Here is a 25,088-nt window from a genome sequence, read left to right on the forward strand (position 1 = left end):
CACCTACTCTAAAAGCCATATACAATATTCAGTTTGGGGTGTACTTGAAAATAATCGAATTCATAAGTACATTATAATTCAAACGGTGGACTAAATACCTCCCTTAAACTCCTGAAATACATCAATATCTGGCAAACCCGAAATTGCTTTATTGATCCAAATCAAGGCTTCAGCCTTATTGTTTTTATGCTTGTAAATTTGTGCCAAACGGTAATAAGCCCATTCTTTGGGAACACCGTCTTTTGCTGAATGGTTTGAAAGATAAACTTTCAGCATGCCTTCACCTTTATCTAACTGAATATTATAATCGGCACAGACTTTACCTATTTGATAATGCATGGCATTACGTTGGTGTTTATCCTTAGCTTCTTCTAGATTTCCGATGGCTTTTTCTGGTTGCTTCTGACCTTCGTAGAAATTGGTCAATTTTTCATAACAGGTTAAAGAGCCACCAACTTTTATAGCTAGTCTATAATATTTTTCGGCCAATTCTGGTTCGTCATCATATTCGTAAACATAGCCTTTTGCTAAATAACCATCTACTTTAGAGAGTTGTTCTAATTGCTCAGCATAACTTAAAGCTTTAGAGAAACTTCCTCCAACAATACCTGGCAAAGATACATACAACTCAACCAAAGCCCAACGTGCATCGATATGATTTGGATCTAATTGGGCTGCCTTGTGAAACGAATCTTTAACATCACCAATAATACCTAATGCTTTTAGCTTACTTATACTTAACGCTTTCATCCCCAAAGCTCCACCATATTTATAATAATAATTGGCGTTCTGAGGACGTTTTTGTTTTAAAATCTGATATTGTTCAATAGCTTCATCCCATTTCTTTTGATGTCCATAGGCATCACCTAAAAGTTCAATAGCTTTTAAATCATCAGGATTAGAACTTAAAAACAATGTCATTTCGTCTTGAGCTTTTATAAACTCCTTTTTAGCAATAAATGCTTCTGCATTATCTATTGATGTTTGAGAAAAACAGAATGACGATAGTAATAAAATAAACAAAAATCTATTCATATAATATGGGCAATTTAGACAAAAATACAATTATTAAACGCTCAGGTTCCTCAACAAATTGTTAACTTCACTCATCGAAATGAGTCGTTAACTCATTATGCCTATTTTGGAATACATTTTGAATGTATTTTGGCAAAGCTAACAGAATCTGTTCGCCTCTATATTAACCGAAACAGACTCATCAAATATTACCGCATTTGCGGAAAAACTATGAAAAACTATATATCTATACTCATGCTAATATGCATCGTTTCCTTTTCTAATGCTCAAAACGATTTTGAAGATCAATGGAAAGAAGTGGACAAACTCGAATATGACGGCCTTACAAAAAGTGCTGCCGATTTGGTTGAAACCATTTATAAAAATGCCGTTAACGCTGACAATACGCAGCAGCGCATCAAAGCATTATTACATATCAGTAAGTATATGCTCATACTAGAAGAAGATGCTCAGCTCTCTATTGTTAATCGGTACAAAGCCGAAATCAACGCGACTAAAAACGAGATCACCAAACACCTCTTAGAAAATATGTTAGCTACCATGTACTGGCAATATTTTCAACAAAGTCGTTACCAATTTTATAACAGAACTAAAACGTCAGAAAAGATAAGTGATGACTTTAGAACTTGGGATTTAGAGACTTTGTTCAATGAAATTCATTTGTATTATCAGCGTTCACTTGAAAATTCAGATTTATTGCAACAAGAATCACTAAGTGATTATGCGCTACTTTTAAATGAATCTGAAAATTCTAAAATATATAGACCTACATTATTTGATTTGTTAAGTCATAATGCACTTAGTTTTTATAAAACGGACGAAAACAGCATTACACAACCTGCTTACAAATTCACTATTGATAACAATCACTTTATTGCTGATAGTGAAATTTTCACAAGGATAGATTTAAGCTCTAAAGACAGCTTATCGCTTCAACGTAATGCTTTAAAAATCTATCAAAATTTATTGAAATTTCATCGTAAAGGCAAAACTTCAAAGGCCTTTGCAGATGTAGATATTGAACGTTTAAATTTTGTAGCGCAACATGGCACGTTTTCAAATTTAGAAGATCAACTTTTGAATACGTTACAATCGACATCAAAAAAATTAAAAGCTTCAGAATTATCGACGTTATATGATTATGAAATTGCTAAGCTGCATGAAAAACAAGGTAATTTATTCAATCATACACCAGGAGAAAATGAAATCAACAGCAAAAGCCAATGGAAACTAAAGGAAGCGATAGCAATTTGTAATGTGGCAATTTCTAAATTCCCGAATAGCATTGGCGCTCAAAAATGTGAGTTTTTAATAGCGCAAATTGGTAAACCCAACTTAGAGCTTCAAGTCGAAGAATTTATTGGTATCAATTCACCTTCAAAATTATTAGCGACGTATAAGAATTTAGAAGGCTTAGAATTTAAAGTTTATAAAGTTTCACAAAAGCAATTAGAGCTTTACAGTCGCACGTATAGTGATGATAAAAAGATGGAGTTCTTCAAAAAACTAGATCCGGTTAAAACGTTTTCGAGCACATTAAAATCCGAAGGCGATTACCAAAATCATAGCACTGAAATTGTATTACCAAATCTAAATAATGGTTTATACATCGTTAAAGCCGATACTAATACTGACAACTACACGAATGTTTTTGCTACAGCGCATATTCAAGCTACGAATTTAGCATTAGTAGAAAGTTTAGAAAATGATGTACAGGTTTATCAAGTTATTGATAGACATAATGGAAAACCTCAAGCTAACATTAAGGTGAAACTCTCCTATAATACTCACAACAGCAAACAATTCACGAAAGTATTTACAACAGACCATTTTGGAAAATTTCAATTCACAAAAGACAATAACTATTACAATAGCATTCAAATAAATGTCAACTCTAAAAACGATACGGCTTATTTTGGCGACTATTACATTAACAGAACTTATAACCAAAATAAAAACAACGATACACAGTACCGTAACTTCTTATTCACAGATCGAAGTATTTACAGACCAGGACAAATAGTTTATTTTAAAGGTATTGCTACCAAATCTAAAGACGAAAAGACCACAGTCTCAGAAGACGCAACTGCAATAGTCAAATTAATGAATGTTAATGGAGAGATTGTCAAGGAACTAAATTTATTAACTAATGAGTTCGGTTCGGTTCATGGAGAATTATTACTACCAAACGATGGTTTAACGGGTAATTACACTATTAATATGTTTAGTGGAACTAATAGTTATACGAATATTTCTGTGGAAGAATACAAGCGACCAAAGTTTAAACCAGAATTTCAACCCATAACAGAAACTTACAAAGTAAACGACAGCATTACGGTAAACGGAACGGCAATCGCGTTTGCTGGGAGCACCATTACAGATGCTATAGTGGTGTATCGTGTAAAACGAAATGTAAGATTTCCTAGTTGGTATTATTGGAGACGTCCATATTTTAATGTGGAAGCCCAAGAAATCACTTTTGGTGAGACTAAGACAAATGATAAAGGAGAGTTTGAAATTATGTTTAAAGCACTTCCGGATGCAAGTGTCTCTAAAGAAAATCTCCCTGTTTTTAATTATGAAATCACAGCAGATATTACAGATATCAACGGTGAAACGCGTTCAACATCTACAATTGTTAATGTTGGTTATCATGCTATGACGCTCAATATTCTTGCTCCTCAGAAAATTGATAAAGATCAAAAAGAAATTGAATTCACTTTAGCGTCGCAAAATCTTAATGGAGAATTCGCACCAGCAAAAGGACAATTAAAAATATATAAACTAAGTGCACCAGATCGCATTTTAAGAACACGGCCTTGGCAAGCACCAGACTACCAAAAGCTTTCTGAAGCTGAATTTAAAAAGCTATTTCCTCATGAAGCCTATGATAATGAAGGTCTACTAATCAATTGGACCAAAGGAGACGAAGTTTTTAGCACCGAATTTGATACCGAAAAAGAAAAACGATCATTCTAAAACGACTTCACAAATGGGATTCTGGTCAGTATATTATTGTTGCAGAAAGCAAAGATAAATTTGGACAACCGGTAAAAGACCAAGTGTTTACATCTCTTTTTAGTGATAAGGACAAAACGGTTGCAGACCACCAATTGTATGAAGCGCAATTGGATAAAGAAAGTTATGACATTAATTCTATGGCAAAACTAACTTTAGGTTCTGCCGCAGAACATATAACCGTTACTGTTGAAATTGAAAAAGACGGTAAAATTATAATGACACAATTAGTGGAGCTTAATAATTCGAGAAAAACAATTATAATTCCCGTTTTAGCAAGTGATGTAGGTGGTTTTGCTGTTCATACGTCTTTTGCAGCGTTCAACGAATTTAAATCTCAGAGTTTTAATGTTAGTGTCCCTTATCCTAAAACGGATTTAAATATTGAAACCACAACGTTTAGAGATAAACTACAACCAGGACAAGATGAAACTTGGAGTTTTAAAATAAAAGGCCCTAAAGGAGATAAAGTATCTGCAGAATTATTAGCTAGCATGTACGATACCTCTTTAGACGAGTTTAGAACACACAATTGGAATTTTAATCCTATTAACAACCCTGTTTATCATGGTAGATTAGGCAAAAATTCTAGACAAAGTTTCGGAAACACTAATTTTAGAGTATTCAATAATTTTTATACAGATGTGACATATCCATATCAAGGTTATGATGAATTAAATTGGTTTGGATTTTACTTTGGAAATAATTACAGGTACTTAAGTAAAAGCAAAAGGCTTTCTTCTCCCGAAGCTGTGGCAATGGTTTCAGATTCTGCAGAATTAGAAGAGGTTGTAACTGTTGGTTATGGTGAGGCTGCGGAAAATAAAACGGCTTTGAACAATTTGAATGGAGCAGTTTCAGGACTAAATATAACATCTGGTTCAGGTCAACCTGGATCTGACAGCTCTATTATTTTGAGAGGCACAGGGTCTATAACTGGTAACAGCGAACCGCTTTTTATAATCAATGGAAACATAGCAACTGAAACACAATTTAGATCTATCGAAGCTTCAGATATTTTAGAATATAAGATCTTAAAAGCCGAGGAAGGAACTGCTCTATATGGCGAAAAAGGTAAAAATGGAGTTATAATAATTACAACTAACCAAGATCTTAGCGACTTACAAAAAGTAAAAATCCGAAAAAACCTAAACGAAACCGCCTTCTTCTTTCCACAATTACAAACCGACAAGGAAGGAAATGTGAGCTTCAATTTTACGGCACCAGAAGCTTTAACTAAATGGAAGCTACAATTATTGGCACACACTAAAACTTTGGAAAGTGCCGTGACGAAATTAGAAACAGTGACGCAAAAAGAATTGATGGTAATACCGAATGCTCCTCGTTTTTTAAGAGAAGGCGACGAAATTACTATTAGTACAAAAATTGCAAATCTTACAGACAATGAATTATCTGGAGTTGCTCAATTAATTTTGACCGATGCTGTAACGGGTAAATCGATTGATACAGAACTTTCAAATTCGAATAACACATCCAATTTTATTGTAGATGCGAAAGGCAATACGCAAGTATCTTGGAGTTTAAATATTCCAAAAAACATCCAAGCGGTACAATATAAAGTGATTGCAAAAGCTGGTGATTTTAGTGATGGCGAGCAAAATGCCTTACCTGTTTTATCTAACAGAATGCTAGTGACTGAAACGCTTCCGATGTGGATCCGTTCTAACCAGACCAAAACGTTTACTTTAGATAAGTTGAAGAATAATACTTCCACGACGCTCAGTCACCATAAGTTGACCTTAGAAATGACATCGAATCCGGCGTGGTATGCGGTTCAGGCTTTGCCTTATTTAATGGAATATCCTTATGAGTGCAATGAGCAAACATTTTCACGTTACTATGCGAATGCCTTAGCGCAACATATTGTAAAATCGAATCCAAAAATTGAAGCGGTTTTCAACCAATGGAAATCTACTGACGCTTTATTGTCTAATTTAGAAAAGAACCAAGAATTAAAATCATTATTAATACAAGAAACACCTTGGTTACGTGATGCGGAATCCGAAACCGAACAGAAAAACGAATCGCGTTATTATTCGACTTGAATAAAATGACGAATGAATTGCAATCTGCTGTTCGTAAACTAAAGAATAATCAACACGGTTCTGGAGCTTGGCCTTGGTTTAATGGCGGGCGTGACAATCGATTTATCACCCAACATATTATTGCTGGTTTTGGACATTTAAAACAGTTAAATGTAACTTCGACTTCAGATGAAGAAACTATGATTGAAAACGCCATAGACTATTTAGATGCCCAATTCGTTCAAGAATATAAAGACATTAGAAAGCACAACAAGGATGCCGACTTAAGCAAAGATCATTTATCGCATACGCAATTGCATTATTTGTATACCAGAAGTTTTTATTCAGAAATGACACCTTCTAAAGAGGTTCAAAATATTATGGAATATTACCAAAGTCAGATTCAAAAGTATTGGTTATCGCGTTCATTATACGAGAAAGGTTTAATGGCTTTAACCATGTATAGATCAGATGACGCAAAAACGGTTGGTAAAATTGTTAAGTCATTAAAAGAAAATAGTATTACTTCAGAAGAATTAGGCATGTATTGGAAAACCAACACCAACTCATGGCATTGGTACCAAGCACCAGTTGAAACACAAGCCTTAATGGTGGAAGTGTTTTCTGAAATTGGAAATGTCATTCTGAGCGAAGCGAAGAATCTCGAAGTTGTAGACAATCTAAAAATATGGTTACTTAAAAACAAGCAAACCAACAGTTGGAAAACGACTAAAGCCACCTCAGAAGCTGTATATGCGCTATTGTTACAAGGAAGCGATTGGCTAAGTGTTACAGAACAAGTAGACGTTAAAGTTGGTGGTGAAACGATTTCACCTGAAACATTAGAAAACGTAAAAGTAGAAGCTGGCACAGGGTATTATAAAACCTCTTGGAATGGTTCTGAAATTAAACCAGAACAAGCTGATGTTACCATTACTAAAAAAGGAGACGGTATTGCTTGGGGAGCGTTATACTGGCAATATTTTGAGGATTTAGATAAAATAACTTCAGCTGAGACACCATTAAAATTAAGTAAAAAATTGTTCTTAAAATCGAATACCGATAAAGGAGAAGAAATCACCGAAATTACTTCAAATACAAAATTAAAAGTTGGTGATTTAATTAGAGTTAGAATTGAATTGAGAACCGACCGCATTATGGAATTTGTACATCTAAAAGATATGCGCGCCGCTGGTTTAGAACCGGTAAATGTACTCTCGCAATACAAATGGCAAGATGGATTGGGTTATTACGAAAGCACAAAAGATGCTGCCACCAATTTCTTTATGGATTATTTACCAAAAGGGGTTTATGTGTTTGAATACGATTTACGTGTTAATAACGCTGGTGACATGAGTAATGGCATTAGCACCATTCAGAGTATGTATGCACCAGAATTTAGTAGTCATAGTGAAGGTGTTAGGATTACGGTGGACTAAAAACTTAATTGATCTTTAAAAATATAGGATTGTCTTCTGGAGATTTCAATTTCTTCTCCAGAATTCATTTCTATTTTTAGCTTTCCATTAAACCATGAGACGACTTTTTTAACGTGATTAATGTTTATTATTTGTTGTCGGTTGGCTCTAAAAAACACATCTGAAGGTAACTTTTCTTCTATTTGCGCGAGTGATTTATAAATTAGAGGAGTATTCGAATCAAAAAAGACACGTGTATAATTACCAACAATTTCAAACAATGAAATATCCTGAACTTTAACCAACCAACATTGTTCACCGTCTTTAATAAAAATCTGTTTATCTAAACGCAGTCCCTCTTCTTTTTCGGTTGTGGTAGATGTAGTACTAATTTTTTCAAGAACCTTAGTAATCGAACTTGAAAAACGTTTTTGACTAATAGGCTTCAATAAATAATCGAATGCGTTGTACTCAAAAGATTTAATGGCATAATCATCAAAAGCGGTAGTAAAAATAGTTATTGGCACGTCATCAAGCATTTCAAGAAGTTCAAAACCATCTTTCTCTGGCATATTGATATCCAAGAAAAGTAAATCAGGATTTGTTTTAGTAATCAGCTCAAAACCTTCATCTACATTTTCGGCTTCACCAATGAGTTCTATGTCTTGGTGAACTTTCAATAGTTCTTTTAACTCATTACGAGCCAAACGTGAATCTTCTACAATAACAGCTTTTAATGTTTTCATACGATTGGCATTTTAATAGTGGCAACCACTTTATTTTTGATTTCTTTTAAGGTAAAGGTCGCATTTTGGCCATAAAGCAATTCTAGACGTCTCTTTATATTCTTTACACCTAACTGTGTAGAATTTTCGCTTTTCTGTAGTTTCCCAGAATTGGTAACCTCAATTTGTAATTGATGATCCGACACAAGCGTTGATAAAGTAACTTCACCTCCACTTTTTATATTTGAAATACCATGCTTTAAAGAATTTTCAACAAGCATCTGAATAATCATTGGTGGAATTTGTTTATTTAAGGATTCTTCGTCAATATGAGTTTCAAACTGCAAACGATCTTCAAACTGAATTTTAGAAATTTCAACATAGTTTTCTACCATTTCTAATTCATCTTCTAGCGAAATAGAATTCAATTCACTTTTGGTAAGCGAATACCGCAATGTTTCAGATAAATTGGTCAACATGTTTCTGGCGACATTTGCATCTTCTAGCATTAGTCCACGAATGTTATTCAAACTATTAAACATAAAATGTGGATTAATCTGCCCTTTCAACGTATTGAGTTGCGACTCTTTTAAATTGGCTTCTAGTTGTAATTGTTTCACTTTAATAGTATTAATGTGATGTACTAACTTTAAGGTTAAGACAACAAATAACCAAACCACAAAATAGGCCAAAAAATGAGGCACATTGGTTAACTTTTGTAATAAAGTTAACTCTATACGTTCATTCAAAAAATAACTCGCAGGAATCCCTAAAATAGGCCAAAGTAACAGGTGATAAATCAACTGCGTTACAATAATTACAGCAATAAGTTTATAGACATCAGCTTTAGAATAATCACCTATATTAAAATAATTTTCGATAAAGTATAGAATAACAAAAGATAAAACAAAACCCAATAAGCCGCACAAGACTCCTTCAGACAAAAGGTAATACATTCTATCATTAGAACTACCTCCTCCATAGGATATCTTGTCTATAGTGAGCATAAAAAGCGCGAATAAAATCCACCCAAAAAAATTAATAATCCAGTATTTATAGTTTGTTAAAAGCTTCATTTATTCTTCTTTAGCCGAGATATAATTAAATGCAAGATATGAGATAATACGTGTTTATTGCAACTGTAGTTCATATTCCATTGTGCTTTCTAACGACGCTATTTCTTTTTCTGTTTTTCTATACGATAAATATCCAAAAATACCTACGAAAGTTATATAAGCCAACATACTTAAAATACCTGAAACACTAGAGTCAAAATATAATGATGCTGAGGGAATTAAGGTTAACATCCAAAAGCCCATAAAATACATTTCGTATTTCTTGCGATTAACCATATAGGTTTTGAATTTAGAGATACTTGAAACTAAAGAGGTTTGTGTATATGATGTTTGCTTAATATCTTTTAGGGATAAAAATTTATCTATAAAAAATACTATGGCTAAAATACCCATAAGTAATAGCATAACATAAAGGTTATTATCTCTAAAGCGAATGGCAAGTCCTATTGATACTCCAATTAGGATGAACGATGAAAGCTTAGCCATCTTTGCTCCTATTAATAATTTCTCAAATGTTTTTAATTGCTTTTGAAATGTGTCTTTTTTTCTTGTTTTGAATTTCCCATAATTTGATTGATTTGATTGATTGATTGATTGATTGATTGATTAACTAAATACGACTTCAATAATAAATTCGATAATTACTTTTACTAAATTGATCATAAGACTGTTGTTTTTTGATTGATGATTACTATCCGATTTTTAATTGATAGTATAAATATAAAACAGCATTAGCCTTTTAAAATTAAAAATATGATGAGTGGTTCTTAGATTATGCTAAACGGAAATTTGAATAACCAATTGCTATTATAGACGTATAAAAACCTGAAGAAAATTCTTTTAAACAAAAATAAATCACGCACCAATACATCTAAATACCGTCTTCCCTATCAAGTCGAAAAAATCATAAACAAAAAAAGGTTTCGTAAATGAAACCTCTTTTTATGCTAAGTGCTTGTTTTATTTACTCGGAGGAGTTGTAGGCCTCACTTCTATTTTACTTGGTAAGGTTCTTGGGTTCATCTTTAATAAATCGATCACCAATTCTCCTATATCTTCACTCTGAATTTTCCAAGCTTGTTCGTCACTTGGTTCATTTCCATTAAAATGTGTGGATACTGAACCAGGCATTATCGTACTCACTTTAATTCCATGTTGTCTTAAATCTAACATTACCGCCTGTGTAAATCCTGTGACTCCAAATTTACTTGCATTATACGCAGACCCTCCTGCGAAAAAATTAGCACCAGCTAAACTCGAAATCGTGATATAATAGCCTTTCGATTTTTTCAATTCTGCTACACTCGCCTTTATAGAATTAAAGGCACCTGTAAGATTTGTATCTATGGTATCTTTCCATTGTTGCTCTGTTAAATCTTCGATACTTGCAAAATGTCCTAATCCTGCATTTGCAATTACAATATCTAAAGCGCCAAATTTAGCTATTGCTTCTTTTACGGCTGCTTCCTGACTCTTTAAATCTCTTACATCTGCTTCGACTCCGATTATAGCATCTAAGGCATTTGTTTTTGATGCTAATTCTTTAGCCGCGCTTTCTGCTGCACTTTTAGCTCTACTCGTTATCACAACTTTCACTCCTTTATTAAGTAGAGCTTCTGCAATACCATAACCTATTCCTTTTGTTCCACCTGTAATTAAGGCGACTTTTCCTTTTAAATTTTCCATATGTGTTGTTTTTACCAAATTTACAAAACAAGACTAAAAACTCAGCTTTTGGAATGTTAGGATTATTATAAAACCACGAATAAATATTAACAGATAGAATTTTACTCACCTATATTATTTATTTTACCACGACCATTTTTATAACTAACTTTAACATTCTAAAAAACATTTAATTTCGCGAATGAAAATTTCAAAAACCATAAGAGTCACCTACCTATTAACACTTTTAATAGCTATACTTTCTTGCGCTAGTAAACAACACATCGTAACTGAAGAAGAACCTTTAATTACACAACCCAAACTTCTTTTCTTAAATTTTGAAATTGTAAAATTAAACGACACAAAAAGTGTTTCGTTAATCAATCAAATTACAACGGATGGTAAATTGAAAGGACATACGAGCGAAGAATCTAAAGGAGACATCGGAGACTTAGAATATTTGATTTTAGATAAAGACCTCAACCAATTAGAAAGACATTATATAAAAAACCCTTTAAAAAAGTTATAGAATTTATAAACGACTCAGGAAATTTTGAAAAAAAATGCTAGATTTAGACCGTTCGGAATTTTCATTAAGATTACAACTAAAGTCAAAAGCTGAATACATTGTAATCAACGAAATCACTTCAGAAGGTATTACAAAACTGAACACCACAAAAATAGAATAAACATGAAAAAACTATTACTCTTCGTACTTATTTCCCTTAATGTTCAATTTGTTTTTTCTCAAACTTTTGATGTTCAAGCTATCAAAAATTCTGGTGATACTGACAAACGTATTAACCTTGTTATTTTGGGTGATGGTTATTTAGCTAGCGAATTACCGCAGTTTGAAATCGATGCGACTAATTTTATGAATGATATGTTTTCTCAAGAGCCTTTTGCGAGTTATGAAAACTACTTCAATGTTTATATTATAAAAGTACCTTCTAATGAAAGCGGCACAACACACCCAGGAACAGCTTCAGACGAGCCAGATCCTGCTGTACCAATACTAAATGTGGACAATTATTTTGGAACTGCATACGACTTTAATGGTAGTCACAGATTATTATACACCGAAAATTTTTCTGTTATCACTACGGTTTTAGCGAATAATTTTCCTTTATACGATCAGGCGCTTATTTTAGTAAACTCATCATATTATGGAGGTAGTGGAGGCCAGTTTCCAATTTCTTCAACAGGTGAAGATGCCAGTGAAATTGCTATTCATGAATTAGGGCATTCGTTTGTAGATTTGAAAGATGAATATTACCCTGGAGATATTCTTGCAGAAGAAGGTATTAATATGACCCAAGAAACAAATCCTACATTAGTAAAATGGAAAAACTGGATAGACACTGGTAATGTTGGTGTATTTCCATATGCTACATCTGGGACTGCGTCAACTTGGAACAGACCGCATCAGAGTTGTAAAATGCGCTATTTGGGTTATGATTTTTGTGCTGTTTGCAAAGAAGGTATTATTGAGCAGATCCATGATTTAATTTCACCAATAGATTCATATACTCCGACAGAAACTACAATTAGCGCATCAAATTTCCCTCTAAATTTTGAAATCAATACTATTGAAACTCTTCCTGTAAATACTTTAGAAACAAATTGGTCTCTCAATAGCACTGCTATTGCCTCTAATATAAATACTGTTACTCTTGAAGAAAGCGATCTAACCGTTGAAACGAATAACCTAAGCGTTGTGGTCAACGATACCACGACTTTAATTAATGTAGATAGCCATGAAACCATTCATATTTCTACCGTGACTTGGACCATAGATAACACTTTAGGAGTGCAAGACGTAACCGTTAATGATTATAGCTTAACAATGTATCCTAATCCATCACAAAACAGTTTAAATATAAAACTAGATAATGTGCGCAACGAAACTGTTCGTGTTGAAATCTTAAGCCTTGACGGAAAAAGAATAAAATCAGCATTAGTTAAAAATGATGAAACTACAGCAATAGATATTAGTGCATTAAGCAATGGCGTTTACATCACTAATTTTTATACCAATTCAGTTTTAATTGCGAGTAAAAAGTTAATCAAAAACTAAAACTATTTGGATTTCGGAGGATAGTTTGAAAACACCTTATCCACTACGATTTTAAACTGTTCTTCTCGCTTTTCGGGAGTGGCATTTGGGCTATAACTACTTTCACTTATGGCTTGCCAAAACATTCCTGTTTTAGTATCGTCCACAAACTCAATTACTAATTCTCTGGTGTTTTTGTTTCCACCTATAGGTAATCCGACAGAAACTCCACCACCAACACTACCTCCGCCTCCACCGAGACCAACACCGACATTACTATTATTTCTACTTTGTATCTCTTGACTTTGAATATCAATATAAAAATCGGGATTATTGGATCGGACTAACCCCATGGTTTCAAGCTTAGTATCCATTGTTCTAATTAAGCGTTTAACGTCTAATTCGGATAGGCCCGTTGTCATTTCATCAAAATAATTGTAGGTTTTGTAGTTATTGAAATCAGTTGACTTTTCGTAATCGTAGTTGACTTTGGTTCCGCAAGACGTTAGGATAAGTGCTATAAATAAGAATTTTAAATTTTTCATCTTTTTTTATTTAAAGATATTAAAAATTTAAGATGCCATCCCTATTTTAACTTGTCTTCTTTTTCGTCGTCATGTGGCTCAACAGCCTTGGTTAAAGAAGATGAGATAATACCTGTAGGAATCGCAACAATTCCTAAACCAATCATAAGTATAAAAAATGTAAAGATGCGACCACCAACAGTTATCGGATATACATCACCATAACCAACTGTTGTTAAAGTAACAATAGACCACCACAGACTAGAGAATATGGAAGAAAAATGTTCAGGCTGTGCTTCATTTTCAAAATAATAAATACCTACTGCAGCAAAATAAATCAGCATCAATGTAATTATCATAAATAAAATAATCTGTTCTTTTGCCAACTTCATAGCATTAGCAAAATGATGCATCGCTTTGTTATAGCGCACTAACTTAAACAGCCTAAATAATCGGAACATACGTAGTAAACGCAAAGAGCGTAAATCGATACCGAAAGAGAGATAAAATGGTAAAATGGCCAAAAAATCTACAATGCCGAAAAAACTAAAAACGAATTTAGGTTTACTATCAGCAACATAAATGCGTGCTAAATATTCAAAAGTAAAAATGATAACACTAAAAGCCTCAATAGCTTTTAAAACAACTCGTGTTTGAGGTTTTAAATCTGGTAAGGTTTCAATGGAAAATGTAATTACAGAAAAAATAATTAAAAACTGAATAAAGTACGCAAACCGTCTACTTTTCTTGGTACCATTAATTTCTACCAAATCTTTTAGGTACGTTTTCATACTAAAGTCAACTTACTAATTTAACATCTTCCAAAGTGTATCTTTCAATTCTATCAAACCTTGTTGAGCAACAGAAGAGATAAACATATAATTAGCATCTAAATCTTTGTCTAGAATGGCTGCTATTTCAGATTTTAATTCGTCATCTAACATATCAGATTTAGAAACCACTACAAAGCGTTCCTTATCTAGCATTTCAGGATTATAACGTCTTAATTCATCTTCTAATATTTCGTATTGCTTTACAATATCCTTTGCATCTGCAGGAATTAAAAACAATAGAATAGAGTTACGTTCAATATGTCTTAAAAAATAATAGCCTAAGCCTTTTCCTTCAGCAGCTCCTTCAATAATACCAGGAATATCTGCCATTACAAACGACTGAAAATCGCGATATTCTACAATACCTAGATTCGGTTTTAAAGTCGTAAACTCATAATCCGCAATTTTAGGTTTTGCTGATGTTAATACAGAAAGTAAGGTTGATTTTCCTGCATTAGGAAATCCAACTAATCCAACATCTGCTAATACTTTAAGTTCTAATGTAATATCTAGTTCTTCAAGTGGAATTCCAGGTTGTGCATAACGCGGAGTTTGATTCACTGAATTTTTAAAATGCCAGTTTCCTCGTCCACCCATTCCACCTTTTACTACAATAATTTCTTCACCTTCTTCGGTAATTTCAAATAAAATAGTATCAGATTCTGAATCACGAACAACAGTTCCTAATGGCACATCGACATAAATATCTTCACCATCGGCACCTGTACTTCTGCCAGAACTACCATGAGACCCATGACCTGCTTTAAAGTGTCTTTTAAACTTTAAGTGAATAAGTGTCCAAAGATTAGAATTTCCACGCAAAATAACATGACCTCCACGACCACCATCTCCTCCATCTGGCCCACCTTTCATTATATATTTTTCGCGATGTAAATGCGCAGAACCTTTTCCTCCGTTCCCGGAAGATACGTGCATTTTTACGTAGTCAACAAAATTTCCTTCAGTCATATTCATTTCCCCACCAAAGTGGGAATCTTTTTAGTTAATTCCTATTTTAGTAGGAATGGCAATTTATAATTTATCAATCACAGAACTTAAACGCACTGTAATATCTTCAACACTACCAACACCATCAACACCAAAATATTTGTTTTGATCGGTATAGTAATCTTTTAAAATAGCCGTTTTTGTATAGTATTGTTTTATTCTATTTCTTATGATACTTTCGTCCGCATCATCAGTTCTTCCACTAGTTTCTCCACGTTTAAGTAAACGTTGTACCAAAACCTCATCGTCTACCTCTAAAGCAACCATAGCGTCGATTTGAGAATCTTTATCTTCCATTAACGCATCTAATGCTTTTGCTTGTGCATTCGTTCTTGGAAAACCATCAAATATAAAGCCGTTAGCTCCAGCATTTTTTTCAACCTCTTTATTCAACATATCAATAGTAACCTGATCTGGCACTAATTCTCCTTTGTCCATAAATGACTTAGCTAACATTCCTAATGCCGTTTCGTTTTTAATATTAAACCTAAAAACGTCACCTGTAGAGATGTGTATTAAGTCGTATTTCTCTTTTAGAAAATTAGCTTGTGTTCCTTTACCTGCACCTGGAGGGCCAAATAGTACTATGTTTGTCATGTGTTGTGTGGTTTTTAATTGATATACATCTGGTAAATCCCTTCCTAATCCGTTATAATCAAGTCCATAACCAACGATGAACTTATTAGGAATTTCCATACCTACGTAATGAAGTTTAAAATCTTTGTTATAAGCTTCAGGTTTGTAAAACAAGGTTGCAATAATTAATTGTTTTACATTTTCATTTTCAAAAATACGGTGCACTTCTTCCAAAGTGTTTCCTGAGTCTATAATGTCTTCTAAAATAACAACCGTTCGACCTGTTAAGTCTTGGGTTAACCCAATTAAGCGCTGAATATCTTCTGTAGACTTTACGCCTTCGTAAGATGCCAACTTAATAAAAGTGACTTCACAAGGTTTCGGATATTTTTTTACAAAATCGCTCACTAACATAAATGAGCCATTCAAAATCCCAATAAACACGGGCACTTCATCACCCAAATCGTCAGCGATACCATCTACCATTTTCTGGACAGCGGTATCTATTTCTTTTTCAGATATGAAGGGTTTGAAGTATAAATCGTGAAGCTTAATCACTTTCTTTTTATTTTAGAGTTGCAAAGATACATATTTGATTACTTTTTAAGGGATTTTTGATTTAGGAATTTAGAGGGATGTATGATATTTACCGTATTTTTGCTATAAATTAAGTTGAATCTTTTAACCGATTTCCACTTTCGTGGAAAATAAACATGAACTATTTTTCTTCAAATTTTAAACTCGGAATTCTTGGTGGTGGCCAACTTGGCAAAATGATGTTGTACGACACTCGTAAGTTTGATATTTACACTTGTGTGTTAGACCCTAGTGCCGATGCACCATCCCGACTCGCTTGCGATGAATTTACCATAGGTGATTTATTAGATTACGACACCGTAATTAACTTCGGAAAGAACGTTGATGTATTAACTTTTGAAATAGAAAACGTTAATGTAGATGCTTTAGAGACACTCGAAAAACAAGGTGTAAAAGTTTTCCCATCTTCTAAAACGTTGCGAACCATTCAAAATAAAGCGACTCAAAAATTATTTTATCGCGATCACGATATTCCGACAGCAGATTTCTCAAGATTTGCATATACCTCTGAAATTGATGAAGCTGTAGATAATGGAGGCCTAAGTTATCCTTTTGTATGGAAAAGCGCACGATTTGGTTATGATGGCACAGGAGTAAAAGTAGTTAGAACTATTTCTGACTTAACGGATTTACCAAATGTGGAATGTATTACCGAAAAGTTGATTCCATTTAAAAATGAATTAGCTGTTATTGTTGCAAGAAATGCACAAGGAGAGGTTAAGACCTATCCTGTTGTTGAAATGGAATTTCATCCTGAAGCCAACCAAGTTGAATACGTGATTTGTCCGGCAAGAATACCAGATACTATTGCAAAAAAAGCAGAATCTGTGGCATTAAAAGTCGCAGCGGAATTTAAACATGTTGGCTTATTAGCTGTTGAAATGTTTCAGACTGAAAATGATGACATTATAGTAAACGAAGTGGCACCAAGACCACATAATTCTGGTCATTATAGTATTGAAGCCAGTTATACCTCGCAATTTGAACAACAGATTAGATGTATTTTAGGTTTACCACTTGGTAATACTGAAAGTAAAGTTGCAGGAGTGATGGTGAACCTTGTTGGCGCAGAAAATCATACCGGAAATGTGGTTTATAAAAACATTGAAAACATCTTAGCAATGGATGGAGTAACACCTCACATTTACGGAAAAAAACAAACTAGACCTTTTCGAAAAATGGGACATGTCACCATAGTTAACAAGGACATTGCTGTAGCTCGTAAAATTGCAGAAGAAGTAAAACGTACAATCGAAGTAATTAGTGAATAACAATGAGTAAAGTAGCCATCATAATGGGGAGTAAAAGCGACATGCCAGTAATGCAAGACGCTATAGATATATTAAACGGATTTGATATTGAAATTGAAGTTGATATCGTTTCTGCACATAGAACACCTGAAAAATTATTCGACTTTAGTAAAAATGCGCACAAAAGAGGTATAAAAGTGATTATTGCTGGGGCTGGTGGAGCAGCACATTTACCAGGAATGGTAGCGTCAATGTCCCCTTTACCAGTTATTGGAGTTCCTGTAAAAAGCAGCAATTCTATAGATGGTTGGGATTCTGTATTATCAATTTTACAAATGCCAGGAGGTGTACCTGTTGCTACAGTAGCGTTAAACGGCGCTAAAAATGCTGGAATTTTAGCTGCTCAGATTTTAGGCTGTTCTGACCAATGTGTTTTAGATAAGATAATGATCTATAAGGAAGGCTTGAAAGCAAAGGTTATTGATTCGGCTAAAGATTTACAATAATCTCATAAAGGTTAAATGAATGAATAAGGACCTTTTTTATTTCTTAATTTTAACAGCGATTGCTACAACGAGTTGCAAACAAGACACCATTTTACCAATTGAAACGTATAAAGCAGAAATTTCAAGTTTAAAAAACGAAGATGAGATTTCGATGTATTGGGATAAATTATATGATTTAGACCAAAGTATGTTGAAAAATTCTAAGAGTAGCAGGGAAATTGACTCCACATCAATTACCAATATGCTTCGAACAGCATTACTTTATGAAACCCATGGAAACAAAATTTTCAGCCCTAGGACACATGTTCCTACTTTAAATTTAATCCATAATTACACTGCGGAATCTAACCTTGCCTTTTGGCCGATTATAAGGGAACGTGTCAAAGCAGGTGGCACTATTTTCGAAATGGGAGCCGGCTACCCTGCATATCAACTAGAAGGAATTTCATTTTCTTTTTATGACTACTCTCTTTTTAATCAAGATTCAATTCATCAAAGTTTAGTTACTAAATTAAATGCAAGAACATACGAAACCGTCAGTTTAAGCCTTATTGCATCATTTCAAGAACTGGTCGATTTAAGAAAATTGACTACTCAAAAGGTTCTTGGAAAATGGAGAAGACAACATTTTAAGAACAGAGATAACGAAAGAATTGATTATTTCGAATTTGTAAAAATGTCTGACCATCAAATTTATTTGAGAAGAGCAGGAAGACTTCTAAAACTGAATCCTATTAAAAATGAAAAAGATTATATAATTTACAGAATTGAAAACGAACCGTTTGGGTTTCATTATAAACTTAAGAAAAACGGAGAACTTTTTTTAATTAACGACGTAGGTGACTTTTTAATTACCTACAGTATACAAACATAAAAACACTTAAAGATGGCAGTCTTAAATAAACCTTTCAATACACCATATAACACCGCCCCTTTTTCAGAAATAAAAACAGAAGATTATTTACCTGCTTTTAAAGAAGGTATAAAAAAAGCTAAATCTGAAATTGATGCGATTACAGCAAACACCGAAGCACCAACTTTTGAAAACACTATTGAAGCCTTAGATTATTCTGGCGAAGAATTAGATCGTCTTTCCAGTATTTTCTTCAATTTGAACTCAGCTGAAACTAATGACGAGATTCAAAAAATAGCACAAGACGTTTCTCCTTTGCTTTCTGAATTCAGTAATGATATCACTTTAAATGAAGACTTGTTCAAACGTGTAAAAGCGGTTTATGATTCTAAAGCTCGTTTAGATTTAACTACAGAACAAGAAACCCTTCTCGATAAAAAATACAAAGGATTTTCTCGAAATGGCGCTAATTTACCTGAAGACAAAAAAGAAAAGCTTCGTGCTATTGATAAAGAATTAAGTCAATTAAAATTAAAATTCGGAGAACATATTTTAGCAGAAACGAATAAATTTGAAATGCATCTTACTGACGAATCTGATCTTTCAGGTTTACCAGAAGGCGCCAAAGAAGCCGCGAAACAATTGGCAGAAAGTAAAGACAAAGACGGTTGGTTAATCACTTTAGATTACCCAAGTTATATTCCGTTTATGACTTATGCAGACAACAGAGCATTAAGAGAAGAATTGTCAAAAGCTTTTGGAAGAAAAGGATTTCAAAACGATGAGCTAGACAATCAAAACATTGTTCTCAAAATAGCGCAATTGCGTTTTGAGCGTGCTCAACTTTTAGGTTACAAAACACATGCTCACTTTGTATTGGAAGAGCGTATGGCAGAAACACCAGCAAAAGTAACGTCATTTTTAAACGAATTATTAGAAAAAGCAAAACCAGCTGCTAAGGATGAATTTGAAGAATTAGAAAGTTTTGCAAAAGAATTAGATGGTATTGACCAACTTCAAAAATGGGATTCTGGCTATTATTCTGAAAAGTTGAAACAAAAATTATTCGACTTGGACGACGAGCAATTAAAACCGTATTTTAAATTAGAAAATGTGATCAATGGTGCTTTTACGGTTGCTGAAAAATTATTCGGACTACAATTTGAAGAAATTAATACTATCGATAAATATCACGACGACGTTTTAACTTACAAAGTTACTGATGCAGACGGTGAATTAGTATCCATCTTCTATGCTGACTTTTTCCCAAGAGCAGGAAAGCGTAACGGTGCATGGATGACGTCTTACAAACCTCAAATGATTAAAGATGGTAAAAACGAAAGACCACACATTTCTAACGTTTGTAATTTCACTAAACCAACAAAAAGCAAACCATCATTATTAACGTTTAATGAAGTTACAACGTTGTTTCATGAATTTGGTCACGCCTTACACGGTATGTTAGCCAACACCACGTATCCTAGCATATCTGGAACCAGTGTGTATTGGGATTTTGTTGAATTACCAAGTCAGGTGTTAGAAAACTGGTGTTACGAAAAAGAAGCTTTAGAGTTATTTGCTACACATTACGAAACAGGCGAAGTCATCCCAATGGAACTAGTTGAAAAAATAAAAGCCTCAGCAACGTTTCACGAAGGCATGCAAACCTTACGTCAATTAAGTTTTGGGTTGTTAGATATGTCGTGGCATGGTATTGATCCTTCAAACATTACAAATGTGAAGTCTCATGAAGTTGAAGCCTTTGGAGATACAAGTCTTTATCCTGATGTGGCAGAAAATTGTATGAGCACGTCGTTTTCGCATATTTTTCAAGGTGGTTATTCTTCTGGCTATTACAGTTACAAATGGGCAGAAGTTTTAGATGCAGATGCCTTTGAATATTTTAAAGAAGAAGGTATTTTCAATAAAACAGTAGCAGACAAGTTTAAAACCTTTGTATTATCGCAAGGAGGTACCGACAATCCTATGACCTTATATAAAAAGTTTAGAGGACAAGAACCAAAACCTGAAGCCTTATTGAGACGTGCAGGTTTATTGAAATAAAAATTAAGGTTTATGCGTTCACTGTTTATGAGGTTATTAAAACTTATTGGACATATCGCAATCATTTTAGTTTTAACAGCAATCACTCAAGTTGGAGGTATCATCTGGCTTCTTGCTGTTATTATTTCTTATAAAATCAAAAAGGGAAAACGTATTGTTTTCCCTTTACTTTACCTGCTATTCAACCTCGTTATAATTCCACCAATTGCTTCTCATTTTGGAAGAGTAAAATTACCTTGGTTTGACAACAATTTAAAACCTCGAAATTGGTTTTATCCTTTAGCTTTTAGAAATTATGTGGATTCAGAATTAAAAGATGTGTTGAAAGATGCTGCTCATGTTTTGGGGTCATCAGACATTACAATCACTTATCTAGATGCTAATTTCCCTTTTATTGATGGCTTTCCTTTATTGCCGCATTTAAGTCATAATGACGGAAAAAAGATAGATTTATCGTTGATGTATTTAGACCACAATGGCATTTCCACATCTAAAAAACCTTCAATCTCTGGTTATGGTGTTTATGCTAATACCGATAAAAATTACACCTCTAAATCTTGTTTAGATAAAGGCTATTGGCAATATGACTTCACTAAGTATATAACGTTTGGAACCTTAAATGAATTAGAACTCGATAAAGAAAATACAGTACGCATAATTAATCAACTACTTTCAATTCCATCAGCTCAAAAACTATTTATTGAACCGCATCTTAAACAATCCTTGGGTTTAAGTTATCAATCAAAAATTAGATTTACAGGTTGCCAAGCTGTTAGACATGATGATCATATTCATTTTCAAACAAAATAAACTTTCAAAGATTACTGAAAGTTTGAAAATTATCATATATTTGTAATATGGAATATCAAGAAGCAAAAGAGAAATTTATAAGTACTTGGGGAAGTTTAGGATCACTTTGGGGAATCAATAAAGCGATGGCCCAAATACAAGCATTGCTTTTTATTTCAACTCACCCCTTATCGATGGAAGACATTATGGAGGATCTTAAAATTTCGCGCGGTAACACAAGTATGAATTTAAGACAATTAATGGATTGGGGCATTGTCACTAAAGTATTGATTTCTGGTGAACGTAAAGAGTTTTTTACGACGGAAAAGGACGTTCAAGAATTAGCACGCACAGTTGCTAAAGAGCGCAGTCGAAGAGAAATCAGACCTGTGATTAAAGTTCTTGAAGAGGTCTCTACAATAAAAGATGATGGCACCGAAAAAACAAAAGAGCTCATTAAACAAACTAAGGCACTAAACCAATTAACGCAAGATTTAGACACGTTGATGAATAAGATGGTCAATCAAAAACAAAATTGGTTAACGAAGTCAGTTTTAAAACTAATGACATAGCCGTAACTAAAATTTCAATAAAAATACCACCTCTTAAATGGATGTTCTATATGACAATTGAAAAGCAATAAACAAAAACATAGAAAATAGCATTTCTATTTTTTTAAACCAAACTTTCAATTTTTTCTGAAAGTTTAAAAACAAAGAAAACATGAAACATTTTTATGATATTAACAAGTTGTTAATCTTGATTACCTCGTTCCTTTACTTGACTTTTTGGGGAGGTATTGCGGCACAAATTGTTTTAGGTATTATTCAAATCTTAATGAGTGTAACACTTATCGTTCATTTCAAAACGCTCTCTAAACTCGTTAAGAACTTATTTAAAGCTTATGTAATTACTACATTATCCTTTATTGTACTCTTTCGGATTATAGGTCATTTCGGAATTGGAGGATTCCAATTCATATTTCTATGGTTATTCCTTTCAATGGGTCTTGCCCTATTCCATCTCTATATCACTTATAAAATTAAATTATCATGAAAATACAAATTCCAAATTGGTTAATTATTCTAGGTGGCTGTGGACAAATATTCACGGCATTAATTTATCCTTATATAAGACATAAAGTTTTTGATTGGTATAATGATGTGAAACAACTAAAACCTTTAAATCAAGAAATCGCAAAAACGTATGGCAGATATATTCAAGGTTTAAATTTTCTTTTGGATTAATTGCTATCGTAATACCCACTGATTTAAAAAACGGATCAAACTTAGCTATTGCATTAACTGGACTTATTGCAGCATACTGGGTTGGAAAAGTCGCTACGCAAATTGCTTATTATCCCATGTATCAAATACCTCAGAAATTAATTTTTAAGATCGGTAGTTATTTCATGAATACTTTGTTTACACTATTTGCTGTGGTTTACACGTGGTTATTAATTACAAATCTTAGTTCAATCTTTTAAATGTACTATCATGAACACACAAGCACTACCTATTAACAACTATTCTGAAAGAAACAAAATAGAAATGATAGATTTCTATAACGAAGCCTCAGAAGATTACGAATTTTGGAGTCAAGATTTCAATATGCATTTCGGTTATTACGCCCCATTTAAAACTAATCCTTTTAAACGCGACAGCATGCTTAACCAAATGAACGCTCAGGTTATAAAACGACTTCAAATAAAAGATAAAAAACATAGACTCATCGATTTAGGTTGTGGTATGGGCGGCACTATGCGCTATGCTTTAAACCAACATCAAAATCTGATTACTTATGGAGTCACCCTTTCTGATTTTCAAGTGAAACATGGCAATGACTTATTACAAGGAAAAAATGGTATTATTATAAAAGAAAACTATAACAACACCTCTTTTCAATCTAATTCCTTTGATTCGGCTGTAGCTATAGAAAGCTTTTGCCATTCCGGACATGGAGAAAATTCATTAAAAGAAGCTTATCGAATTTTAAAACCAGGAGGAAAACTAGTCATCGCTGATGCCTTTTTAAAAAAAGAACAATCAGAACTTTGCAAAGGTGCTAAATATGCTTACCACAATTTATGCGATCATTGGAGTCTTGAGAAACTAGAAACCCATACCGCTATAAAACTTAAATTACAAGACTTAGGTTTCTGTAACATTAAAATTGAGGATGCCTCATATAGAGTCGCACCGTCTGTATTACATGTACCATTTGCGATTACAGGATTTATTCTAAAAAAACTACTGAGTTTTAAATCTGTAAAACGTGAAAGTCTTCATAATCTAAAAGGGTCATTCTTCGCTTTAATGACCGGTTTACACATGAAGAATTTTGGGTATTATATAATAACTGCAGCAAAAAAATGATAAAATATACATCCTATGTTATTTCAGTTTAATTTTTAGAACTAAATAATATTTCAAATTTTTAACCTATTTTTGAATCAGCAATGAAATTGAACAATGCCTAAGCATCAAATAGACCCAAATACTTGGGTAAAATCATATTCAGATTATTTATTTAATTACACGATTACTCGTGTTAATAGCAGAGAAATTGCCCAAGATTTAATATCTGAAACATTTTTAGCTGGCCTTAAATCCATGAAAAATTTCAAGGGAGAAGCGAGCGAACGCACATGGCTAATTTCGATTTTAAAGCGTAAAATTATTGATCATTACCGAAAAATAAATTCTAACAAAGGTAAAGCTGAAGTTAGAATGACTTATAACAGTGACACAGATACTGAAGGTGATTGGTTAGAAGAACGCGTAGCAGACACTAATGATAAGACTGCTGAAGACAATTTAGTAAATTCAGAATTAGGAGATGCTATCTACAATTGTTTAGGAAAATTACCAGAAAAACAAGCTGACGTTTTTAAGATGAAAACCATTTTAGGTTATGATACAGAAACCATTTGTAATGATTTGGATATTACTGCGTCTAACCTATGGGTTATTATACACAGAGCCCGAACTGCATTAGCAGAATGCATGCAAGATAATTGGTATAAATAATATTCCGTTTACAAGGACATT

General features: G+C 33.3%; 22 protein-coding genes and 1 pseudogene. 14 read left to right on the top strand and 9 right to left on the bottom strand.

What is annotated here, in order from left to right:
• Positions 1-90: 90 nt before the first annotated feature.
• On the bottom strand, positions 91-1,035 hold the full coding sequence (locus ADIWIN_RS08950; protein WP_020897697.1) for a tetratricopeptide repeat protein: 945 nt from the start codon (positions 1,033-1,035) through the stop codon (positions 91-93).
• 210 nt (positions 1,036-1,245) lie between these two features.
• Between ADIWIN_RS08950 and ADIWIN_RS21860 the strand changes: the two are divergent.
• Positions 1,246-7,537, top strand: a pseudogene (locus ADIWIN_RS21860) (alpha-2-macroglobulin family protein).
• Here the strand turns inward: ADIWIN_RS21860 and ADIWIN_RS08960 are convergent.
• From ADIWIN_RS08960 to ADIWIN_RS08975, 4 genes are all read right to left on the bottom strand, one after another.
• The gene (locus tag ADIWIN_RS08960; RefSeq protein ID WP_020897701.1) at positions 7,534-8,262 is read right to left on the bottom strand and encodes a LytR/AlgR family response regulator transcription factor; all 729 of its coding nucleotides are present in this window, start codon (positions 8,260-8,262) and stop codon (positions 7,534-7,536) included. The pseudogene ADIWIN_RS21860 and the gene ADIWIN_RS08960 overlap by 4 nt on opposite strands.
• Entirely contained in the window at positions 8,259-9,317 is a 1,059-nt protein-coding gene (locus tag ADIWIN_RS08965; RefSeq protein WP_040756802.1) for a sensor histidine kinase, read from the bottom strand. Before ADIWIN_RS08965 ends, ADIWIN_RS08960 begins: the two co-directional genes overlap by 4 nt.
• Before the next feature lie 54 nt (positions 9,318-9,371).
• The gene (locus ADIWIN_RS08970; protein ID WP_020897703.1) at positions 9,372-9,803 is read right to left on the bottom strand and encodes a hypothetical protein; all 432 of its coding nucleotides are present in this window, start codon (positions 9,801-9,803) and stop codon (positions 9,372-9,374) included.
• Positions 9,804-10,277: 474 nt separating this feature from the next.
• Positions 10,278-11,003, bottom strand: coding sequence for an SDR family oxidoreductase (locus tag ADIWIN_RS08975; protein WP_020897704.1), 726 nt, complete (start codon positions 11,001-11,003; stop codon positions 10,278-10,280).
• A gap of 181 nt (positions 11,004-11,184) precedes the next feature.
• On the opposite strand from ADIWIN_RS08975, the gene ADIWIN_RS08980 reads away from it, so the two are divergent.
• From ADIWIN_RS08980 to ADIWIN_RS08985, 3 genes are read left to right on the top strand one after another with little or no spacing between them, the layout of a single operon-like run.
• Positions 11,185-11,511 (top strand): hypothetical protein, encoded by a 327-nt coding sequence (locus tag ADIWIN_RS08980; protein WP_020897705.1) that lies wholly within the window; start codon positions 11,185-11,187, stop codon positions 11,509-11,511.
• Between the two features lie 34 nt (positions 11,512-11,545).
• Entirely contained in the window at positions 11,546-11,671 is a 126-nt protein-coding gene (locus ADIWIN_RS21630; RefSeq protein WP_020897706.1) for a hypothetical protein, read from the top strand.
• A gap of 2 nt (positions 11,672-11,673) precedes the next feature.
• Positions 11,674-13,059, top strand: a complete 1,386-nt coding sequence (locus tag ADIWIN_RS08985) for a M64 family metallopeptidase (protein WP_020897707.1) — start codon at positions 11,674-11,676, stop codon at positions 13,057-13,059.
• Positions 13,060-13,061: 2 nt separating this feature from the next.
• On the opposite strand, the gene ADIWIN_RS08990 is transcribed toward ADIWIN_RS08985, so the two are convergent.
• From ADIWIN_RS08990 to ADIWIN_RS20005, 4 genes are all read right to left on the bottom strand, one after another.
• Positions 13,062-13,583, bottom strand: coding sequence for a DUF4136 domain-containing protein (locus tag ADIWIN_RS08990; RefSeq protein ID WP_020897708.1), 522 nt, complete (start codon positions 13,581-13,583; stop codon positions 13,062-13,064).
• A 41-nt stretch (positions 13,584-13,624) separates the two neighbouring features.
• Positions 13,625-14,353, bottom strand: coding sequence for an ion transporter (locus ADIWIN_RS08995; RefSeq protein ID WP_020897709.1), 729 nt, complete (start codon positions 14,351-14,353; stop codon positions 13,625-13,627).
• A gap of 15 nt (positions 14,354-14,368) precedes the next feature.
• On the bottom strand, positions 14,369-15,364 hold the full coding sequence (gene obgE, locus ADIWIN_RS09000; protein ID WP_020897710.1) for a GTPase ObgE: 996 nt from the start codon (positions 15,362-15,364) through the stop codon (positions 14,369-14,371).
• A 63-nt stretch (positions 15,365-15,427) separates the two neighbouring features.
• Positions 15,428-16,537 carry an adenylate kinase gene (locus ADIWIN_RS20005; RefSeq protein WP_020897711.1) on the bottom strand — a complete coding sequence of 370 codons (1,110 nt, stop codon included), beginning with the start codon at positions 16,535-16,537 and terminating at the stop codon, positions 15,428-15,430.
• 155 nt (positions 16,538-16,692) lie between these two features.
• Here ADIWIN_RS20005 and ADIWIN_RS09010 point away from each other — a divergent pair, with 155 nt between their 5' ends.
• The 10 genes from ADIWIN_RS09010 (at position 16,693) to ADIWIN_RS09055 (ending at position 25,067) form a co-directional block, all read left to right on the top strand.
• On the top strand, positions 16,693-17,847 hold the full coding sequence (locus tag ADIWIN_RS09010) for a 5-(carboxyamino)imidazole ribonucleotide synthase (protein WP_020897712.1): 1,155 nt from the start codon (positions 16,693-16,695) through the stop codon (positions 17,845-17,847).
• Between the two features lie 2 nt (positions 17,848-17,849).
• Positions 17,850-18,332: a 5-(carboxyamino)imidazole ribonucleotide mutase gene (gene purE, locus ADIWIN_RS09015; RefSeq protein ID WP_040756803.1), complete on the top strand. Its 483-nt coding sequence runs from the start codon at positions 17,850-17,852 to the stop codon at positions 18,330-18,332.
• Between the two features lie 19 nt (positions 18,333-18,351).
• Positions 18,352-19,206, top strand: coding sequence for a hypothetical protein (locus tag ADIWIN_RS09020; RefSeq protein WP_020897714.1), 855 nt, complete (start codon positions 18,352-18,354; stop codon positions 19,204-19,206).
• A gap of 12 nt (positions 19,207-19,218) precedes the next feature.
• Entirely contained in the window at positions 19,219-21,249 is a 2,031-nt protein-coding gene (locus ADIWIN_RS09025) for a M3 family metallopeptidase (RefSeq protein WP_020897715.1), read from the top strand.
• 12 nt (positions 21,250-21,261) lie between these two features.
• On the top strand, positions 21,262-22,059 hold the full coding sequence (locus ADIWIN_RS09030; protein WP_020897716.1) for a hypothetical protein: 798 nt from the start codon (positions 21,262-21,264) through the stop codon (positions 22,057-22,059).
• Positions 22,060-22,106: 47 nt separating this feature from the next.
• A complete protein-coding gene (locus ADIWIN_RS09035; protein WP_020897717.1) occupies positions 22,107-22,610 on the top strand; it encodes a GbsR/MarR family transcriptional regulator in 504 nt (167 codons plus the stop codon).
• 151 nt (positions 22,611-22,761) lie between these two features.
• On the top strand, positions 22,762-23,094 hold the full coding sequence (locus ADIWIN_RS09040; protein ID WP_040756809.1) for a hypothetical protein: 333 nt from the start codon (positions 22,762-22,764) through the stop codon (positions 23,092-23,094).
• Entirely contained in the window at positions 23,091-23,285 is a 195-nt protein-coding gene (locus ADIWIN_RS09045; protein WP_020897719.1) for a hypothetical protein, read from the top strand. Before ADIWIN_RS09040 ends, ADIWIN_RS09045 begins: the two co-directional genes overlap by 4 nt.
• 249 nt (positions 23,286-23,534) lie before the next feature.
• The gene (locus ADIWIN_RS09050) at positions 23,535-24,413 is read left to right on the top strand and encodes an SAM-dependent methyltransferase (RefSeq protein WP_020897720.1); all 879 of its coding nucleotides are present in this window, start codon (positions 23,535-23,537) and stop codon (positions 24,411-24,413) included.
• Between the two features lie 96 nt (positions 24,414-24,509).
• Positions 24,510-25,067, top strand: a complete 558-nt coding sequence (locus ADIWIN_RS09055) for a sigma-70 family RNA polymerase sigma factor (RefSeq protein ID WP_020897721.1) — start codon at positions 24,510-24,512, stop codon at positions 25,065-25,067.
• Positions 25,068-25,088 lie beyond the last annotated feature (21 nt).

The sequence above is a fragment of the Winogradskyella psychrotolerans RS-3 genome (assembly GCF_000427335.1).
In the GTDB taxonomy this organism is placed as follows: Bacteria; Bacteroidota; Bacteroidia; order Flavobacteriales; family Flavobacteriaceae; genus Winogradskyella; species Winogradskyella psychrotolerans.

What these genes read in the sequence shown, in the direction of transcription:
- ADIWIN_RS08950 (WP_020897697.1), bottom strand. Translation starts at nt 1,035, where the DNA reads ATGAATAGATTTTTGTTTATTTTATTACTATCGTCATTCTGTTTTTCT.
- ADIWIN_RS08960 (WP_020897701.1), bottom strand. Translation starts at nt 8,262, where the DNA reads ATGAAAACATTAAAAGCTGTTATTGTAGAAGATTCACGTTTGGCTCGT.
- ADIWIN_RS08965 (WP_040756802.1), bottom strand. Translation starts at nt 9,317, where the DNA reads ATGAAGCTTTTAACAAACTATAAATACTGGATTATTAATTTTTTTGGG.
- ADIWIN_RS08970 (WP_020897703.1), bottom strand. Translation starts at nt 9,803, where the DNA reads ATGGCTAAGCTTTCATCGTTCATCCTAATTGGAGTATCAATAGGACTT.
- ADIWIN_RS08975 (WP_020897704.1), bottom strand. Translation starts at nt 11,003, where the DNA reads ATGGAAAATTTAAAAGGAAAAGTCGCCTTAATTACAGGTGGAACAAAA.
- ADIWIN_RS08980 (WP_020897705.1), top strand. Translation starts at nt 11,185, where the DNA reads ATGAAAATTTCAAAAACCATAAGAGTCACCTACCTATTAACACTTTTA.
- ADIWIN_RS21630 (WP_020897706.1), top strand. Translation starts at nt 11,546, where the DNA reads ATGCTAGATTTAGACCGTTCGGAATTTTCATTAAGATTACAACTAAAG.
- ADIWIN_RS08985 (WP_020897707.1), top strand. Translation starts at nt 11,674, where the DNA reads ATGAAAAAACTATTACTCTTCGTACTTATTTCCCTTAATGTTCAATTT.
- ADIWIN_RS08990 (WP_020897708.1), bottom strand. Translation starts at nt 13,583, where the DNA reads ATGAAAAATTTAAAATTCTTATTTATAGCACTTATCCTAACGTCTTGC.
- ADIWIN_RS08995 (WP_020897709.1), bottom strand. Translation starts at nt 14,353, where the DNA reads ATGAAAACGTACCTAAAAGATTTGGTAGAAATTAATGGTACCAAGAAA.
- obgE (WP_020897710.1), bottom strand. Translation starts at nt 15,364, where the DNA reads ATGACTGAAGGAAATTTTGTTGACTACGTAAAAATGCACGTATCTTCC.
- ADIWIN_RS09010 (WP_020897712.1), top strand. Translation starts at nt 16,693, where the DNA reads ATGAACTATTTTTCTTCAAATTTTAAACTCGGAATTCTTGGTGGTGGC.
- purE (WP_040756803.1), top strand. Translation starts at nt 17,850, where the DNA reads ATGAGTAAAGTAGCCATCATAATGGGGAGTAAAAGCGACATGCCAGTA.
- ADIWIN_RS09020 (WP_020897714.1), top strand. Translation starts at nt 18,352, where the DNA reads ATGAATAAGGACCTTTTTTATTTCTTAATTTTAACAGCGATTGCTACA.
- ADIWIN_RS09025 (WP_020897715.1), top strand. Translation starts at nt 19,219, where the DNA reads ATGGCAGTCTTAAATAAACCTTTCAATACACCATATAACACCGCCCCT.
- ADIWIN_RS09030 (WP_020897716.1), top strand. Translation starts at nt 21,262, where the DNA reads ATGCGTTCACTGTTTATGAGGTTATTAAAACTTATTGGACATATCGCA.
- ADIWIN_RS09035 (WP_020897717.1), top strand. Translation starts at nt 22,107, where the DNA reads ATGGAATATCAAGAAGCAAAAGAGAAATTTATAAGTACTTGGGGAAGT.
- ADIWIN_RS09040 (WP_040756809.1), top strand. Translation starts at nt 22,762, where the DNA reads ATGAAACATTTTTATGATATTAACAAGTTGTTAATCTTGATTACCTCG.
- ADIWIN_RS09045 (WP_020897719.1), top strand. Translation starts at nt 23,091, where the DNA reads ATGAAAATACAAATTCCAAATTGGTTAATTATTCTAGGTGGCTGTGGA.
- ADIWIN_RS09050 (WP_020897720.1), top strand. Translation starts at nt 23,535, where the DNA reads ATGAACACACAAGCACTACCTATTAACAACTATTCTGAAAGAAACAAA.
- ADIWIN_RS09055 (WP_020897721.1), top strand. Translation starts at nt 24,510, where the DNA reads ATGCCTAAGCATCAAATAGACCCAAATACTTGGGTAAAATCATATTCA.